Raw genomic sequence first — 15,129 nt, forward strand, 5'->3', positions numbered from 1 at the left:
GATCGCGTCAAGCGAACAACGAGGGCGGGCCGGGTGTGAGATCAGGTGGTGCGCGGGAAACCGCTGATGCCCCGCCAGGCCAGGCGCGCCATGAGCTGCGTCGCCATGTCCTTGGGGATGGAGCCGTGCTGGGACAGCCAGTAGCGGGCGCTGACCTCGGCCATGCCGACCAGGCCCACGCCGAGCAGGTGCGCCTCGTCGCTGGAGCAGCCGGTGTCCTCCTGGATGACCTGGCTGATCATCTCGGCGCTCTCGCGCAGCGAGCGCTCCACGCGCTGGCGCACCGGCGCCACGTTGCGCAGGTCGGACTCGAAGACCAGCCGGAACGCCTCACCCTGGCTGGACACGAAGTCGAAGAACGCCCCGATGGCGGCCTGCACGCGCTGCTTGTTGTCTGTCGTGGAGGCGAGCGCCTCGCGGCAGCGGGTGGTCATGTCCTCGACGTGCAGGTCCAGCAGGGCGAGGTACAGCTCGAGCTTGCCCGGGAAGTGCTGGTAGAGCACCGGCTTGCTGACGCCGGCCCGCTCGGCGATCTCGTCCATGGCGGCCGCGTGGTAACCGTTCTCCACGAAGACCTCTTGCGCCGCGTCGAGCAACTGTCGGCGTCGGGCCATCCGGGGCAGCCGGGTGCCCCGGGGCTTGGCGTCCGGGGTAGCGGTCACGGGATTCTCCTTGGGACGATTCACGCGCCACGCCCTCGGTAGGCGCTCAGGCGTTTCATGCTGGTCGATTTGCCGCCGGCCCGGTGCCGCCCAGGCCTCCTGCCCCTCGTCTTCCCCCGGGGCCAGGCCCGGGGGTACACATCCTACGCACGGGTAACCTGCTCAGCGATAGTCGTCGTCGCCGAGGTCGACCTCACGTTCCTGGTCGACGGCGTCTGCGGGGTCCACGTCGTAACGGATCTCCAGCGGCCATTCCCGCTGGTCGGCGCGGATGACCCGGTGCTGCTCGACGGCGTCGGCCTCGGGCACCTCGGTCTCCAGTTCGTCCAGGATGTCGTCCAGAGGGTCCAGCGCGTCCACTGGGCGGCCATCCCCGGTCACGTCCATCTCCGACATGGTGCGTCCCTCCGTCGATGGCGAGCGCGGGCTCGCCGCCTCACATACCCCGCTGGGTCAAGCCTAAGGCCCCTCTCGAGCGGCGCCCCGTTGCGGCACCGCGGACGGCGCCAGGAGATCACCGTGCTCGGCGACGCGTCCCAGCACGTCGTCGGGGGTGAACACCAGCTCGCGGGGATCTTCGCACGCCTCGACCTCCGCCCAGGTGATCGGCGTGGACACCGTGGGTGCCGGGTTCGCGCGCAGCGAGTACGGCGTGACGGTGGTCTTGGCCGGGTTGTTCTGGCTCCAGTCGATGAACACCTTGCCGGGCCGGAGTCGCTTCGCCATCTTGCTCACGATCTGGTCCGGACGCAGGCCCGCCAGCAGCTCGGCGACCGCGCGGGCGACGTCCGAGGGGTCCTCCGCGCGGCCCGTCCACGGCACGTACACCTGCATGCCCTTGTTGCCGCTGGTCTTGGGGAAGCCCTCCATGCCGTGGTCGCGCAGCACCTCGCGCAGGTGGACGGCCACCCGGCAGCACTCGGTGATCGTGGCCGGGGCGCCGGGGTCCAGGTCGAAGACCATGATGTCGGGGGGGAGGGGCCGTCCGGCGGGGTCCACCCGCCACATCGGGGTGTGGAACTCCAGTGCGGCGAGCCCGGCGAAGTACACAAGGGTGGGCAGGTCGTCCACGACGGCGAAGTCGATGGTGTCGCGGTTCTTGGTGCTGCCCGGCGCCGGCAGCCGCGCGGTGCGCACCCAGGACGGCGTGTGCCCGGGGCGGTTCTTCTCGAAGAAGAACGGCGCGCCGACCCCCTCGGGGTAGCGCTTGACGGTGAGCGGACGCCCCCGCAGGTGCGGCAGCATCACCGGCGCGATACGGCTGTAGTAGTCGATGACCTCGGCCTTGGTGAACCCGTGCCCGGGGTACAGCACCTTGCCGAGGTTGGTGAGCGTCAGCTCACGGTCCCCGACCGCCACCCGGACCTTCTCCGCCACCTGTCTCTCCCGCCCCTTCTGCGGCGCTCCCGCCGCCGGTCACCCCTATGCCCGGTTCCCGACAGGGCTATGACCGGATATGGCAATCCACAGTGGGTATCTGCCCATTTAGATACCGCATTGCGCCCTTGTCGCTACCGAACGCGTGTTCGATAGTGGTGCTGAGGTGAGGAGAAGCCATGCGCAGCATCTGGAAAGGCGCCATCTCGTTCGGGCTGGTCACGATCCCGGTGAAGCTCTATTCGGCGACCGAGCAGAAGGACATCGCCTTTCATCAGGTGCATCGGGAGGACGGCGGCCGCATCAAGTACAAGCGTGTGTGCACCGTGGACGGCGAGGAGGTGCCGTACGCCGACATCGCCAAGGGCTACGAGCTGCCCGGCGGCGAGATGGTGGTCCTCACCGACGACGACTTCGCCGACCTGCCGCTCACCACCTCACGCCGGATCGACGTGCTGCAGTTCACCCCCGCCGAGCAGCTCGACCCCATCCTGTTCAACAAGTCGTACTACCTGGAGCCGGAGACCAACGGGGTCAAGCCGTACATCCTGCTGCGCGACGCGCTGGAGCGCACGGGGCAGGTGGCCATCGTGAAGATCGCCATGCGGCAGCGCGAGTCGCTGGCCGCCCTGCGCATCCGTGAGGGCGTGTTCGTGCTGGAGACCATGTTGTGGCCGGACGAGGTGCGCGAGCCCGGGTTCGACTTCAAGGACGAGGACGTCGAGGTGCGGCCCCAGGAACTGAAGATGGCCGAGTCGCTCATCCAGACCATGGCGGGGCGGTTCGACCCCGCCGACTACCACGACGCCTACCGTGAGGCGCTCCAGCAGGTCATCGAGGCCAAGGTGGCGGGCAGGGAGGTCGTGCGGCCGGAGGCGCCGGAGGAGGCCAAGCCCGCCGTCGACCTCATGGCGGCGCTGCGCGCGAGCGTCGAGGCGGCGAAGAAGGAACGTGAGGGTGCGCCGCGCGAACGCAAGCCGGCCGCCAGGACCGGCACGGAGGACGGCGCGGCGGCGGACAGCCCGGAAAAGGAGGAGAAGCCGGCGAAGAAGCGGCGCACCCGGAAGTCGGCGTGACGCGGATTTCGCGGTAATTGCCGTCGGCGATTCGAACGCGGGCCCGCGGAATGCGAAACGGCGCGGGAAGGCCCCGGAGCGGAATTCCGCTCCGGGGCCTCCGGTATGAGATCTCATCGCCGGGCGATCGGTTTCACCGGGCCGGCGTCGGCTGTGAAGGGTCGCCCCGGCGGATGAGGTCAGCGGTCGTGCTTGCCGCCGTGGCCGTGGCCATGGCCGTGGTGGTGCTTGCCGTGGTGCTTGAAGTGCGGGATCCACTTCTTGTCGTTGCGGTAGTAGTTGTGGTGGCCGCCGCCCTGGTTGTGGTGACCGATGATGGCGCGGAAGAACCGCGCCTCGACGACCTTGAAGAAGCAGTTGCGGTGGTGCCCGCCGTGGTGGCGGTGGTGCTTGCGGTGCTTCTTGAAGCCCTTGCCGCCCCAGTCGTCATCGTCGTCGTAGTCGCCGTAGCCGTGGTGGCCGTGGCCGTGGTGGCCATGGTGACCGTGGTGGCAGTGGCTGCCGCCGACGCCGCCGCCGAAGCCGCCGCCGAAGCCGCCGAAGCCGCCGAAGTCGTCGCCCCAGCCGATGTTGGTGGTGACGGCAGCGGACGCGCTGGCGCTGGTGGCGGTGGTGGTCCCCAGGCCGGCGAGGCCGACGGTGAGCGCCGCCGTGACGGTTGCCATAGCGGCGTATTTCTTGACGTTGGGCATTGCGATTTCCCCCTTGACGCATCGGGTTGCCCAGCGGAAAGCATTTACCGAATTAGCTCGACAAATGCTGTGGATTGCTCGGTAAGAGCGTTCCCACTTGTCTAGTTATCCGAGCGCCCCGTGTGACAAACGAGGATCACTCCCTTTTGGCGGCTCCTTAACCTCTCCTTATGTCTTTCAGTTCGATATTTCCCTATTTGTCCGATTTTTCGAGTGATCTTGTCCCCTGTCCCCCCGGCTATCTCCGTCCCCGCCCCAGTGCGGTACGGACCGGGGTACGTCCGGGGGTTATCGTCGGAACGGACGGTTAACGGAAGGGGTGTGACAGTGGAAGAGCCGATACCGCACTGGCCGGGAGAGCTCGTCGAGCTGGACGGGCACACGCTTCACGTCCGCACGACGCCGGCCGGCATCGCGGGCCCGCACGAGAAGGCCGTCTACGTCCACGGCCTCGCGGGTTCCGCCACCAACTGGACCGACCTGATGGCCGAGCTTCGGCCCGACGCCCGCGGCTACGCCCTTGACCTGCCCGGCGCCGGCTACTCGCCCGCCCCGGCCGGCGACGACTACTCCCTCGGCGCCCACGCCGCCGCGGTCACCGCGCTGATCGAGCACATCGGCGGCCCGGTCCACCTGCTCGGCAACTCCCTCGGCGGCGCCGTCTCCGTCCGTGTCGCCGCCACCCGGCCCGACCTCGTGCGCTCCCTCACCCTCGTCTCGCCCGCCCTGCCCGACCTGCTCCCCCGGTACGGCCCGGCCCGGGTGGCGTTCTCCGCCACGCCCCGCCTCGGCGAGTGGGCCGTCGACCGGCTGCGCGTCCTGCCCCCCGAGCAGCGCATCAGGGCCACCATGGCGATGTGCTACGCCGACACCGGCCGGGTGCACCCGCAGCGGCTGGAGGACGCCGTGGCCGAGCTGCGCCGCCGCGACGCGCTGCCGTACGCGGGCCCGGCGCTGCTGCGCTCGGCGCGGGCCCTGGTCAACGAGTACTTCCGCCGCGGCGAGGAGAACCTCTGGCGCCTGGCCGCCAGGGTCGAGGCACCCACCCTGGTGATCCACGGCCGCCACGACCGCCTGGTGGACCCGCGCATGGCCACGCGGGCCGGGCGCACCTTCCCCGACGTGCGGCTGGTGCTGCTCCCGCACGCCGGGCACGTGGCCCAGATGGAGTACCCCGAGGTGGTCGCCCGCCACGTGCGCGGCCTGATGCGGGACACCGTCCTGATGATGCCTCTTTCGGATGATGCGCGAGGCGTGAAGCGTCCTGCATAGTGCGAAGGATCAGGTCGAGTCCGCATGGGTCGGTTAAGATCGCCGATTCGGGAATGCGGGGGAGACCGGGTTAGGTTGTGAAGGACGGCGGGGCGCAAGGCCTGACGGCGAGCCGCCAATCCGGGAGAAAGCCCTGATACGGGAGCGTAGAACTGTGTCGTTGCCACCGCTGGTAGAGCCGGCCGACGAGCTGACCGTTGACGAGGTGCGCCGCTACTCTCGCCACCTGATCATCCCCGACGTGGGCATGGCCGGGCAGAAGCGGCTGAAGAACGCCAAGGTGCTCTGTGTGGGTGCCGGCGGCCTCGGTTCCCCTGCCCTCATGTACCTCGCCGCCGCCGGGGTGGGCACGCTCGGCATCGTGGACTTCGACGTCGTCGACGAGTCGAACCTTCAGCGCCAGATCATCCACGGCCAGTCGGACATCGGCCGCCTGAAGGCCGAGAGTGCCGCCGCGAGCGTGCGCGAGATCAACCCCTACGTCGAGGTGATCATCCACAACGTCGCGCTGACGACGGACAACGTGATGGACATCTTCGCCGGGTACGACCTGATCGTCGACGGCACGGACAACTTCGCGACCCGTTACATGGTCAACGACGCGGCCGTGCTGCTCGGCAAGCCGTACGTCTGGGGCTCGATCTACCGCTTCGACGGCCAGGCCAGCGTCTTCTGGTCCGAGCACGGCCCCTGCTACCGCTGCCTGTACCCCGAGCCCCCGCCGCCCGGCATGGTGCCCTCCTGCGCCGAGGGCGGCGTGCTCGGCGTGTTGTGCGCGTCGATCGGCTCGATCCAGGTCAACGAGGCCATCAAGGTCATCACGGGTGTCGGCGAGCCGCTGGTCGGCCGTCTGATGATCTACGACGCGCTGGAGATGAAGTACCGCGACGTCAAGGTCCGCAAGGACCCCGAGTGCCCGTTGTGCGGCAAGAACCCCTCGATCACCGAGCTGATCGACTACGAGGCGTTCTGCGGCACGATCTCCGAGGAGGCCCAGCAGGCGGCCACCGGCTCCACCATCACGGCCCAGGAGCTCAAGGAGATGCAGGACCGCGGGGACGACATCTTCCTCGTGGACGTGCGCGAGCAGAACGAGTACGAGATCGTCAGCATCCCGGGCGCGGTGCTGATCCCGAAGGGCGACTTCCTGCGCGGCACGGCGCTGGAGCGCCTGCCGAACGACAAGAAGATCGTGCTGCACTGCAAGTCCGGCGCCCGCTCCGCCGAGGCCCTCGCGGTGCTGAAGAGCGCCGGCTTCTCCGACGCCGTCCACGTCGGCGGCGGCGTGCTGAGCTGGGTCAAGACCGTCGACCCGTCCCTGCCCACCTACTGACCTCCGGGGTCCGCGGGCGACCCGTACGGCCGGTGCCCTCCGACGGGGGCACCGGCCGTCGGCGTTCCCGGGGGACGTACGCCGGCGGGCCCGCTGCGGGACGGGTTTCGCCCGGACCGGCCGCGGCCCGTCCGGTGATCGGGTGCTCACGCGCGCGGCGGGGCGGGCTTCGGCGTCCCCGACGACCAGGTCACCACCATCGGGTGCTCACGCGCGCGGCGGGGCGTGGACGGCCACCTCGACGTCGAAGCCGAGTTTCTCGATGCTCATGCGCGCGCGGTGGTGCGGGGAGCACGATGGAATCGCTCGTGGCGGAGCACTCGGTGCTCACGCGCGCGCGGCGGGGCGAGGTGCTCCCGTACGTGCGATCCCGGCCCCCGTGTTTCGGGCGGTCCTGAGGGAACGCCGGATTCCTCCCGGTCAGGGGCGTTAAGGTCGGGCTCGTGAGTGAGTCGCGTGTCTGGCCGTCCCTGCTGGCGGCCTCGGCGCTGATCTTGCTCTGCGCGGTGGTCGCGGGGCTGGCCATGGGCGCCGCCGGGGCCGAGCTGACGCGCGGGCCCACCACCGCCGAGCTTCGGCAGGCCTCGGCCGTGGAACTGGCGCGCCGCTGGCAGGCATGGCCGGCCGGGAGGATCTTCCCCGAGCGGCTGCCGTACGTCGCCGAGCAGGGCGGCCGGGAGTACGCCCGGCGGGTCGGCGTCTCCACCCGCACCGACTGCTCGGCCGCGGTGGACGCCGCGCTGCGCCAGGCGTTCCGCGAGGCGGGCTGCCGGGCCGTGCTGCGTGCCACCTACCTCGACGCGCTTCAGGGAGTGGTGGTGACCGTCGGCGTGGCCGCCTTCCCCGACGCCCGCTCGGCGGTCCGGGCGGGCCGGGCGTTCCCGCGCGGCGGGAAGCCGTCCCCGGGCCTGCGGGCCCTGGCCTTCCCGCACACCGTGGCCGACCGCTTCACCGCCGCCGCCCGCCAGTCCGCCACGCTCGGGCAGGCCGGGCCGTACGTCGTGCTCACCACGGCGGGCCAGGTGGACGGCCGCCCGGCCCGCGCCGTCGGCCGGCAGCGGGCCACGATCTTCGCGTTCGCCGGCGACCTGCGCGAACGGATCCTCACCACGCTCGCCAGCCCCGCACGCCCGGACTGCGCCGGCAAGGACTGGCAGTGCTGAGCCCCAGCCGACGGACCACCCGCATCCCCCTCATCCGCGTCCCGGCCACCCGCGTCCCGGCCACCCGCGTCCCGGCCACCCGCGTCCCGGCCACCCGTGGGCCGGCCACCCGTGGGCCGGCCACCCGTGGGCCGGCCACCCGTGGGCCGGCCGTTCACGGCCTTCGCCGGACGGGGGGCCGGCTGCTGGCGGGGCTTCTGGCGGTCCTGGTGGCGCAGGTCGTGCTCGTGGTGCCGACGGCGGGTGCCGACCAGGTGCGGGGGAGCCAGAGCCGGGTGTTGCGCACCCTCGGCGTGGACGCCGCGTGGCGGGTCACGCGGGGCGCCGGGGCCCTGGTGGCGGTGCTGGACTCCGGTGTGGACCCGCGCCACCACGACCTGGCCGGCTCGGTGGTGACCGGGCCCGACCTCACCAAGGGGGCCGGCCCGCGTGGGGCGCGGCCGAGCCGCCTGCACGGCACCTACATGGCTTCGCTGATCGCCGGGCACGGGCACGGCCCGGGCCGCGCGGACGGCGTGATCGGTGTCGCCCCCGCCGCGAAGATCCTGTCGGTGCGGGTGATCCTGGAGGACGACGAGCCCGGCTTCCGCCGCTTCAACTCCGAGGCGAAGTACGAGAACGTCGTGGCGCGCGGCATCCGCTACGCCGTGGACAAGGGCGCCGACGTCATCAACATGTCGATCTCCAAGGACCGCCCCACCCGGCAGGAGCGCGCCGCCATCAGGTACGCCATCTCCAAGGGCGTCGTGCTGGTCGCCGCGGCGGGCAACGACGGCGCGGGCCGCAGGGACGCGCCGTACTCCTACCCGGCCTCCCTGCCCGGCGTGATCTCGGTCGCCGCGGCCGACCGCGCCCTGCACAGGGCGTCGTTCTCCAACCGCAACTCCCTGGTGCTGGTCGCCGCCCCCGGCGTGGACGTCTTCGGCGCCGGCCCCGGCGACCAGTACTGGGTGGGCCGGGGCACCTCGCAGGCCACGGCCCTGGTCTCCGGCGTCGCGGCGCTGATCAAGGCCAAGTACCCCAGGATGACTCCTGCCCTGGTCGCCCAGGCCCTGACGACCAGCGCCAGGCGCCGCACCGCGCGCCAGTACGACCCCGGCACGGGCTTCGGCGTGGTGAACGCCGCCGGCGCGCTGGCCGAGGCCGCCCGGCTGTCCGGCCACCGCCACACCGCCACGGGGGCGGGCGTGCAGGACCCCGACCTTCCGGTCGCCTCGGGAAGCGGCGGTGAGCGCCCCCAGCTCCCCCCGGTGCGGGTGGTGGACAGGGACACCGGCCTGGTCACGATGTACGGGGCGGTCGCGCTCGGGGCCGCCGGGTGCTCCGTCGCCCTCCTCGCCGTGATGATCTTCCTCATGCGCCGGGCCCGGCGCCGCCGCGAACACGTGGTGATCGAAAATCCCCAACCGGACCGACGCCCCCGGGCGCCGACGTAGCATCGGGGTATGTCGCCTGAAGAGCCGCGGGCGCGGCGGGGTACTCCTTGGCCCGCGCGTGCGCGGACCGCGCGGGGCACACGCCCGCAGTCCTCGGGTGGTTCCGGCGCTCTCCGGGGCGGCCGGGGCGGGCGGCCCTGGGTCGGCACCCGCGAACGCGCCGGGGAGGAGCAAGCGGCACGGGAGCGCCTCCAGTTGGAGCGCGGCGTCCGCTACCGGTCCTTCTTCCTCCTGATCATGGGGGTCATCCTCGCGCTGGCCGCCACCGACGTCCTCCTCGGCGTCGTGGGCCTGCTGCAGGAGACCCGTTCCCGCCCCCTCACCATCGCCGAGCGCGACCGCTACGCCGCGCAGGACATCGCGCGCCGCTGGCACGCCCTGCGCGCCGGCTCGGTCTTCCCCGCCGAGGTCGAGTACGCCGGCCTCAACCGCACCCGGCAACTGGCCCGCCGGGTCGGCATCGCGGCCGAGGCGCCCTGCCCGTCCGTCGTGGATCCCCCCGTGGCGACGGTGCTCAAGCAACACGGCTGCCGCACCATGCTGCGCGCCACCTACGTCGACCAGACCTCGGCGTTCGTGGTGACCGTCGGCGTCGCGGTGTTCCCCGACGAGGAGACCCGCGTCGGCACCGCCGGCGACCTGCCGGTGGACGACCGCGTGGGCGTGCGTCCCGTGGCCTTCCCCAGCACGGTCACCGAGCGGTTCGGCGCGGCGCAGCGCCAGCGCACCGGCTGGGTGGGCGCCGGTCCCTACATCGTGTTCTCCACCGCCGGGTACGCCGACGGCCGCACCCGCGAGTCCATCCCCCTGGAGGAGACCCTGCACAGCGAGTTGTGGTCCACGGCACAGACCATCGCCGGGCGCATCGCCCGGGTGCTGGCCCAGCCCCCCGAGATCCCCCGCTGTACCCAGGGCAACGTGTGTTGAGGCACACCGTGGCGCGTCTCGGCGCCGCTGGGACGGCGTTGACGCTCGCTTGCCTCGTGGCCGCACCCATGCCCGCGGCGTCCGCCAGGGACGTGCGCGGCGAGCAGCAGTGGGTCCTGGACGCCCTGAACGCCGAGAAGGCCTGGGAGGTCACCCGCGGCGCCGGCGTCACCGTCGCGGTGCTGGACAGCGGGGTGGATCCGTCGGTGCCGGTGCTGCGCGGCAAGGTGACCGTCGCGCCGGACATGCAGTCGAGCATGTTCGACGACTCTCCGCGCACCGGGTCCCACGGCACCGCGATGGCCTCGGTCATCGCGGGCTCCGGCCATGACGGCGGCCTGCGCGGCACGGCGCCCGACGCCCGCATCCTGTCGGTGCCGGTGATCGAGGACGATGAGGAGGACCGGGACCCGGACAGCGTCGAGCCGGACGACGGCCTGGGCCCGGCGGGCGAGAGCGCGCTGTCGCGGGGCCTGCGGTACGCCACCGACAACGGCGCCCAGGTCATCAGCATGTCCCTCGGCGGCTACGGCAGCCAGCGCTCCGACCGCGAGGCCGTCGCGTACGCCCTGTCGCGGGGCGTGGTGCTGGTGGCGGCGACCGGCAACGACGGCGACAGCGTGTACGCCCGCGAGCGCGGCACGTCCTTCTGGTCGTTCCCCGCGGGCTACCCCGGCGTGATCGGCGTCGGCTCGGTGAACAAGGAGGGCAAGCCCTCCGGCTTCAGCAGCGACAACCTCTCGGTCATGGTGGCGGCGCCCGGCGACGACGTGCCCGCCGTGTTCCCCAACGGCGGCTACGGCCTGGTCGAGGGCACCAGCGTGTCGACGGCCCTGGTCGCCGGGGTGGCGGCGCTGATCAAGTCCGAGTACCCGACGCTGCGTCCCGAGCTGGTGGCGCAGGCCATCACCTCCACGACCCGGGGCAAGCCCGCCGCCGGCTACGACGACAAGGTCGGCTTCGGCGTGGTGGACGCCGCCGCGGCCCTCGCCAAGGCCGGCGAGCTGAGCGGCTACCGCGTGTCGCTGCCGGTCCGCGACGACCTCCACTTCGGCAACGGCACCACGGCGCCACCGCCCACGCCACCGGGCCCCGACCCGCTGCGCATGTGGGTGTTCGGCGGCGGCGTGCTGCTCGGCCTGATCGCCTTCGGCGTGGGGGTGATCGTGCTGATGCGGCGTTCCGAGCGCCACGCGGGTGCCCGTTGACGGGGCATCCGCCCGGTCGGTGGACGCCCGGGCCCGAACGCGGCGCGACCGGCCGCTGACCGCGCACGGTTCGATCGCGGTCCGACAGTAGTTGGTATTTCTTGTCCCGATGAACGGTAAAGGTTCGCTATGGTACCCGTCTCGTGGGATACGAGTTGCGTGTACACCGCGAGCCACCGCTCGCCTATGCCGAGCTCACCGCGGCGACCGGCGGTGACGCCGGCTTCGTGGTGCGGGGCACGGCCGAGGCCGGCGAGGTGCTCGCCAGGCACGGTGACGGTGAACGTCCCGTCGCGACGTGGCAGGGCCGTCTGTTCGGGTGCCCGGCCTCCGACTGGGAGGTCGCCCAGCTCGCCCGGCTCGCCGGGCTGCTCGGCGCGGGCCTGGTCGGCGAGGACGGCGAGCGGTACGGCATCAGGGGCGGCATCGTCGAGCAGGTCAACGGCGGCACGACGTACGAGTTCGGCAAGCTGGAGGAGATCCTCGACGCCGGCCCCGCCCAGTGGAGCGCCTGAGCGCGGCGGGAGCAGGACAGGGTGAACGATCCGACGCCGTTCGCCGAGCGGGTGCTCGACCTGGTGGAGCGCATCCCGCCCGGCAAGGTCATGTCGTACGGCGACGTCGCCGAGTTCCTCGCCGAGGGCGGCCCCCGGCAGGTGGGCCGGGTGATGGCGACATGGGGCGGCGGTGTGCCTTGGTGGCGGGTCGTGCGCGCGGACGGCAAGCCGGTGAGCGGGCACGAGAGCCGGTGTCTGGCCAGGTGGCGGGCGGAGGGCACCCCGATGCGGGGGGAGCGGGCCGACATGCGCCACGCCCGGTGGGGTGGTGATCACCAGTGATTTCTCAGTAAAGCGCATTACCATTCCAGCTAACGGTCGGACTGGAAAGGCGGTGCCTCCCCGATGGCCACCGGAGCCACGCCCGCGCCCACCGGCGACGTCGTCGCCGACCGGCTGCGGGCCGCCCAGGACCTTCACGACCGGGGTGAGCCGCTCGACGCCGTGATCGCGGCCGTCCACGCGGGCGGGCTCTCCCGCGCGCAGCGGCGCCGCATGCACGCCGAGGTGCTCAACGGCCCGCTCGGCCTGCGCCTGGAGGCCGCCGCCCGGCGGGACGCGACACGTTTACGCCACGCCATCGACCTGCTGCGCGACTATCTCGCCGGGGTGGACGACCACGTCAAGCGCCGCCTGCCGGTGGCGCGCAGGCTGGCGTTCCACCTGGTCGAGCACCGCGACCCCGCCGCGCTGGCCCAGGGCGACGAGCTCGCCGGGCTGGTGGCCGCCGCGGCCGAGCCGTCCAAGCGGGTGCGCCGCGGCCTGGCCTGGTACGCCGACCTCCCGGTGAGCGCGCCGCCGGAGCTGTTCCGGCTGCGCCGCTCCGACCTGGTGCCCGTCACCGAGGTCTCCGACGTCTCCTGGCACGACGGGCGGCTGCGCGTCAGCGGCCACGCCTACCTCGTCGGGTTGTCGGTGCGCAGCCGCCGGTTCAACCGCGCCACCATGGTGCTGCGCGGCCCCCGCTGGGTGCCGCCGATCTCCGTGCGCACCCGCCGGGTCTACCGGCCCGAGGCCACCCACGAGGCGGCCGAGCCGGGCTGCAACTACGACTGGGCGGGGTTCGTCGCCGAGATCCGGCCGTGGTCGCTGCGCTGGCGCGCGGGCCTGCGTGCCGCCGTGCACGGCGTCAAGCGCCTGGTGCGCGGCCGTCCCGCGGTGCGCGACACCACCACCTGGCACGCCGACATCGTGATCTGGAGCCGTGGCGCGCGGGCCACCGGCGCGGTGCGCGGCCCGGTGGTCGGCCGCACCGAGCGCCCGGCCGGGCTGCGGGTGCGCCAGGGGCTCTGGATGCGACCCACCTGGACCTCAGACCGGGCGTTCCAGGTCGTGCTCCAGCCGACGAGGGCCGTGCTGACGGCCGTCAGGCACGCGGGCGACCAGGTCGAGCTGGAAGGCTTCCTGCCCGGCACCAAGGCCACCAAGGGCCGCGCGCGGCTCGGCGGGCACCGCATGGCCGCGGACTTCACCCCGGTGGAGGGCGGCACGCGGTTCACCGTGCAGCTCGCGGTGCCCGCGCTGCTGAAGGAACGCGACGCCAGGCGCCTGTGGGTCGAGCCGAAGGGCGACCCGGCGGCGCCGGTGCTCATGGAGGGCGCGGACGAGGTCCACGTGCCGATCGGCCGCAGCGAGGTCACGGTGCTGCGCGACCGGCGCGACCGCCTGGTGTTGTCGGCCCACCGGGTGTGGCCGGTCATCACCTCCGCCGAGTGGGGCGAGGACGGCTCGCTCACCCTGGCGGGGTCCTACCCCGACACCGAGCCCGGCCAGCGCGAGCTGGTGCTGCGCCAGCGCACCGGGCAGACCTACCGCGTGCCGGTCCGCCGGTCCGGCGCGGAGTTCTCCGTGCGGTTGTCGCCCGCCGCCATGTACCGCTTCGGCGGCACGGTGCCGCTGGCGTCCGGCACCTGGGGCCTGTCGATGGCGGGGGGCAAGGGCACCACCGCGCCGTTGCGCGCCGGCCACGACCTGCTCGACACGCTGGACGAGGACCCCCGCGTCGTGGACGGCCGGTCGTACCGCCTGGTGGCCACCCGGTTCGACGTGCCGGTGCTGATCGCCGCCGAGGAGCGGCCGGACGACGAGAAGGGCGCGGGGGGCCTGTGGTCGCTGCGCCGCGTGCACTACCCCGCGCTGCGGCGCACGCCGCTGCGGGAGGCGACCGTGTACGTCTCCTTCGACGGCCGGTCCTACTCCGACAGCGCACGCGCGGTGTACGAGGAGCGGCTGCGGCGCGGCGACGACCGCGAGCACATCTGGGTGGTGCGCGACGGCGCGTTCGTGCCGCCGGACGCCGCGGCGCTCGGCCTCGGCACCGGCATCACGCCCACGGTGGTGCGCGAGGGCAGCCGTGAGCACTACACCGCGATGGCGACGTCCCGCCACATCATCACCAACACCCTGCTGCCCCAGTGGTTCCGCGCCCGCGAGGACCAGATCTGCGTGCAGATGTGGCACGGCTCGCCCCTGAAGCGGGTCGGCGGCGACCAGCGCCACATGTCCCGCGACCCGCGTCCGCCCGCGTGGTACCGGCAGGCCGCCGAGGTGGCCAACTGGGACCTGCTGGTGACGCAGAGCCCGTGGGCGTCCGAGGTGTTGTGCCGGGCCTTCGGGTACGGCGGCGAGGTGCTGGAGTCGGGGTACCCCCGCAACGACGTGCTCGCCCACCGGGACCGCGCCGACCTCGCCACCGCCGTGCGGCGCGCCCTCGGCGTGCCCGCGGGCAAGCGCGTGGTGCTGTACGCCCCCACCTGGCGCGACTACGACCGCCGCAACTCCTCGGTGCGGCTGGACCTCGCGGAGGCGCGGCGGGTGCTCGGGCGCGACCACGTGCTGCTGGTGCGCGGCCACATGATGCAGGCCGCGCCGATGGCGGCCGGGCTCACCGTGCCGGGTCCCGCGACGGTGGTGCGGCCGGGGCCGATGGCGCGGGAGTCCGCGTTCGCCATCGACGTGACCACCTATCCCGACCTGGCCGACCTGCTGCTGATCGCCGACGTGCTCGTCACCGACTACTCCTCGGTGATGTACGACTTCGCGGTGACCCGGCGCCCCATGGTGTTCTTCGCCTACGACCACGAGCGCTACCGCAACAGCCGCGGCATGTACCTCGACCTGCGTGCGCAGGCCCCCGGGCCGGTGTTGTCCGAGGCCGGGGACGTGCTGGAGGCGGTGCGCCTGATCGACGCCCTGTCCGGCGACTACGCCGACCGCTACGAATCGTTCGTCAGGACCTTCACCCCGCGCGACGACGGCAAGGCCACCGCGCGCCTCGTGGACCACGTCTTCACCGACTCCGCCGGCCGCTGACGAAGCCTTTGCCGCAGGTCGTCCACCGTCAATTCGAACCCTAAATCCAGTGGATATGTCGGTAAATGTGGTCGATGATGCCGGACGTGGGGAGGGCTGATCGGCCCAGGGGAC

14 protein-coding genes are annotated in these 15,129 nt (G+C 72.5%); 10 read left to right on the plus strand and 4 right to left on the minus strand.

From position 1 onward, the window contains the following. Positions 1-41 precede the first annotated feature (41 nt). The 3 genes from ABGB17_RS32630 to ligD all read right to left on the minus strand — a co-directional run bounded on the left by ABGB17_RS32630 (position 42) and on the right by ligD (position 2,039). On the minus strand, positions 42-662 hold the full coding sequence (locus ABGB17_RS32630) for a TetR/AcrR family transcriptional regulator (RefSeq protein ID WP_347637035.1): 621 nt from the start codon (positions 660-662) through the stop codon (positions 42-44). 162 nt (positions 663-824) lie between these two features. Next, the gene (locus ABGB17_RS32635; RefSeq protein WP_347637037.1) at positions 825-1,058 is read right to left on the minus strand and encodes a hypothetical protein; all 234 of its coding nucleotides are present in this window, start codon (positions 1,056-1,058) and stop codon (positions 825-827) included. A gap of 63 nt (positions 1,059-1,121) precedes the next feature. Further along, positions 1,122-2,039: a non-homologous end-joining DNA ligase gene (gene ligD / locus ABGB17_RS32640; RefSeq protein WP_347637039.1), complete on the minus strand. Its 918-nt coding sequence runs from the start codon at positions 2,037-2,039 to the stop codon at positions 1,122-1,124. A gap of 179 nt (positions 2,040-2,218) precedes the next feature. Between ligD and ABGB17_RS32645 the strand changes: the two genes are divergently transcribed. Beyond that, a complete protein-coding gene (locus tag ABGB17_RS32645; RefSeq protein ID WP_347637041.1) occupies positions 2,219-3,115 on the plus strand; it encodes a Ku protein in 897 nt (298 codons plus the stop codon). Between the two features lie 179 nt (positions 3,116-3,294). Here ABGB17_RS32645 and ABGB17_RS32650 read toward each other — a convergent pair whose 3' ends face one another. Continuing rightward, the gene (locus ABGB17_RS32650) at positions 3,295-3,780 is read right to left on the minus strand and encodes a hypothetical protein (RefSeq protein ID WP_347637042.1); all 486 of its coding nucleotides are present in this window, start codon (positions 3,778-3,780) and stop codon (positions 3,295-3,297) included. 354 nt (positions 3,781-4,134) lie between these two features. Here ABGB17_RS32650 and ABGB17_RS32655 point away from each other — a divergent pair, with 354 nt between their 5' ends. The 9 genes from ABGB17_RS32655 (at position 4,135) to ABGB17_RS32695 (ending at position 15,015) form a co-directional block, all read left to right on the plus strand. Further along, complete coding sequence (locus ABGB17_RS32655) at positions 4,135-5,079, plus strand: alpha/beta fold hydrolase (protein WP_347637044.1); 945 nt, start codon at positions 4,135-4,137, stop codon at positions 5,077-5,079. Between the two features lie 154 nt (positions 5,080-5,233). Beyond that, positions 5,234-6,412 (plus strand): adenylyltransferase/sulfurtransferase MoeZ, encoded by a 1,179-nt coding sequence (moeZ, locus tag ABGB17_RS32660; RefSeq protein WP_347637046.1) that lies wholly within the window; start codon positions 5,234-5,236, stop codon positions 6,410-6,412. 443 nt (positions 6,413-6,855) lie between these two features. Then, a complete protein-coding gene (locus tag ABGB17_RS32665) occupies positions 6,856-7,575 on the plus strand; it encodes a hypothetical protein (RefSeq protein ID WP_347637048.1) in 720 nt (239 codons plus the stop codon). Next, positions 7,569-9,011: a S8 family serine peptidase gene (locus ABGB17_RS32670; RefSeq protein WP_347637050.1), complete on the plus strand. Its 1,443-nt coding sequence runs from the start codon at positions 7,569-7,571 to the stop codon at positions 9,009-9,011. Before ABGB17_RS32665 ends, ABGB17_RS32670 begins: the two co-directional genes overlap by 7 nt. Positions 9,012-9,020: 9 nt before the next feature. Further along, positions 9,021-9,938, plus strand: a complete 918-nt coding sequence (locus ABGB17_RS32675; RefSeq protein ID WP_347637052.1) for a hypothetical protein — start codon at positions 9,021-9,023, stop codon at positions 9,936-9,938. A gap of 56 nt (positions 9,939-9,994) precedes the next feature. Next, positions 9,995-11,146: a S8 family serine peptidase gene (locus ABGB17_RS32680; RefSeq protein ID WP_347637054.1), complete on the plus strand. Its 1,152-nt coding sequence runs from the start codon at positions 9,995-9,997 to the stop codon at positions 11,144-11,146. 143 nt (positions 11,147-11,289) lie between these two features. After that, positions 11,290-11,661: a hypothetical protein gene (locus ABGB17_RS32685; RefSeq protein ID WP_347637056.1), complete on the plus strand. Its 372-nt coding sequence runs from the start codon at positions 11,290-11,292 to the stop codon at positions 11,659-11,661. A 21-nt stretch (positions 11,662-11,682) separates the two neighbouring features. Beyond that, positions 11,683-11,985: an MGMT family protein gene (locus ABGB17_RS32690; RefSeq protein ID WP_347637058.1), complete on the plus strand. Its 303-nt coding sequence runs from the start codon at positions 11,683-11,685 to the stop codon at positions 11,983-11,985. Between the two features lie 63 nt (positions 11,986-12,048). Further along, complete coding sequence (locus ABGB17_RS32695; protein WP_347637060.1) at positions 12,049-15,015, plus strand: CDP-glycerol glycerophosphotransferase family protein; 2,967 nt, start codon at positions 12,049-12,051, stop codon at positions 15,013-15,015. The last annotated feature ends 114 nt before the right edge of the window (positions 15,016-15,129 follow it).

The organism is Sphaerisporangium sp. B11E5 (assembly GCF_039871875.1).
Taxonomy (GTDB): Bacteria; Actinomycetota; Actinomycetes; order Streptosporangiales; family Streptosporangiaceae; genus Sphaerisporangium.

Excerpts from the sequence above, each read along its gene's own strand:
- ABGB17_RS32635 (WP_347637037.1), bottom strand. The coding sequence starts at position 1,058 with ATGTCGGAGATGGACGTGACCGGGGATGGCCGCCCAGTGGACGCGCTG.
- ABGB17_RS32645 (WP_347637041.1), top strand. The coding sequence starts at position 2,219 with ATGCGCAGCATCTGGAAAGGCGCCATCTCGTTCGGGCTGGTCACGATC.
- ABGB17_RS32650 (WP_347637042.1), bottom strand. The coding sequence starts at position 3,780 with ATGGCAACCGTCACGGCGGCGCTCACCGTCGGCCTCGCCGGCCTGGGG.
- ABGB17_RS32675 (WP_347637052.1), top strand. The coding sequence starts at position 9,021 with ATGTCGCCTGAAGAGCCGCGGGCGCGGCGGGGTACTCCTTGGCCCGCG.
- ABGB17_RS32695 (WP_347637060.1), top strand. The coding sequence starts at position 12,049 with ATGGCCACCGGAGCCACGCCCGCGCCCACCGGCGACGTCGTCGCCGAC.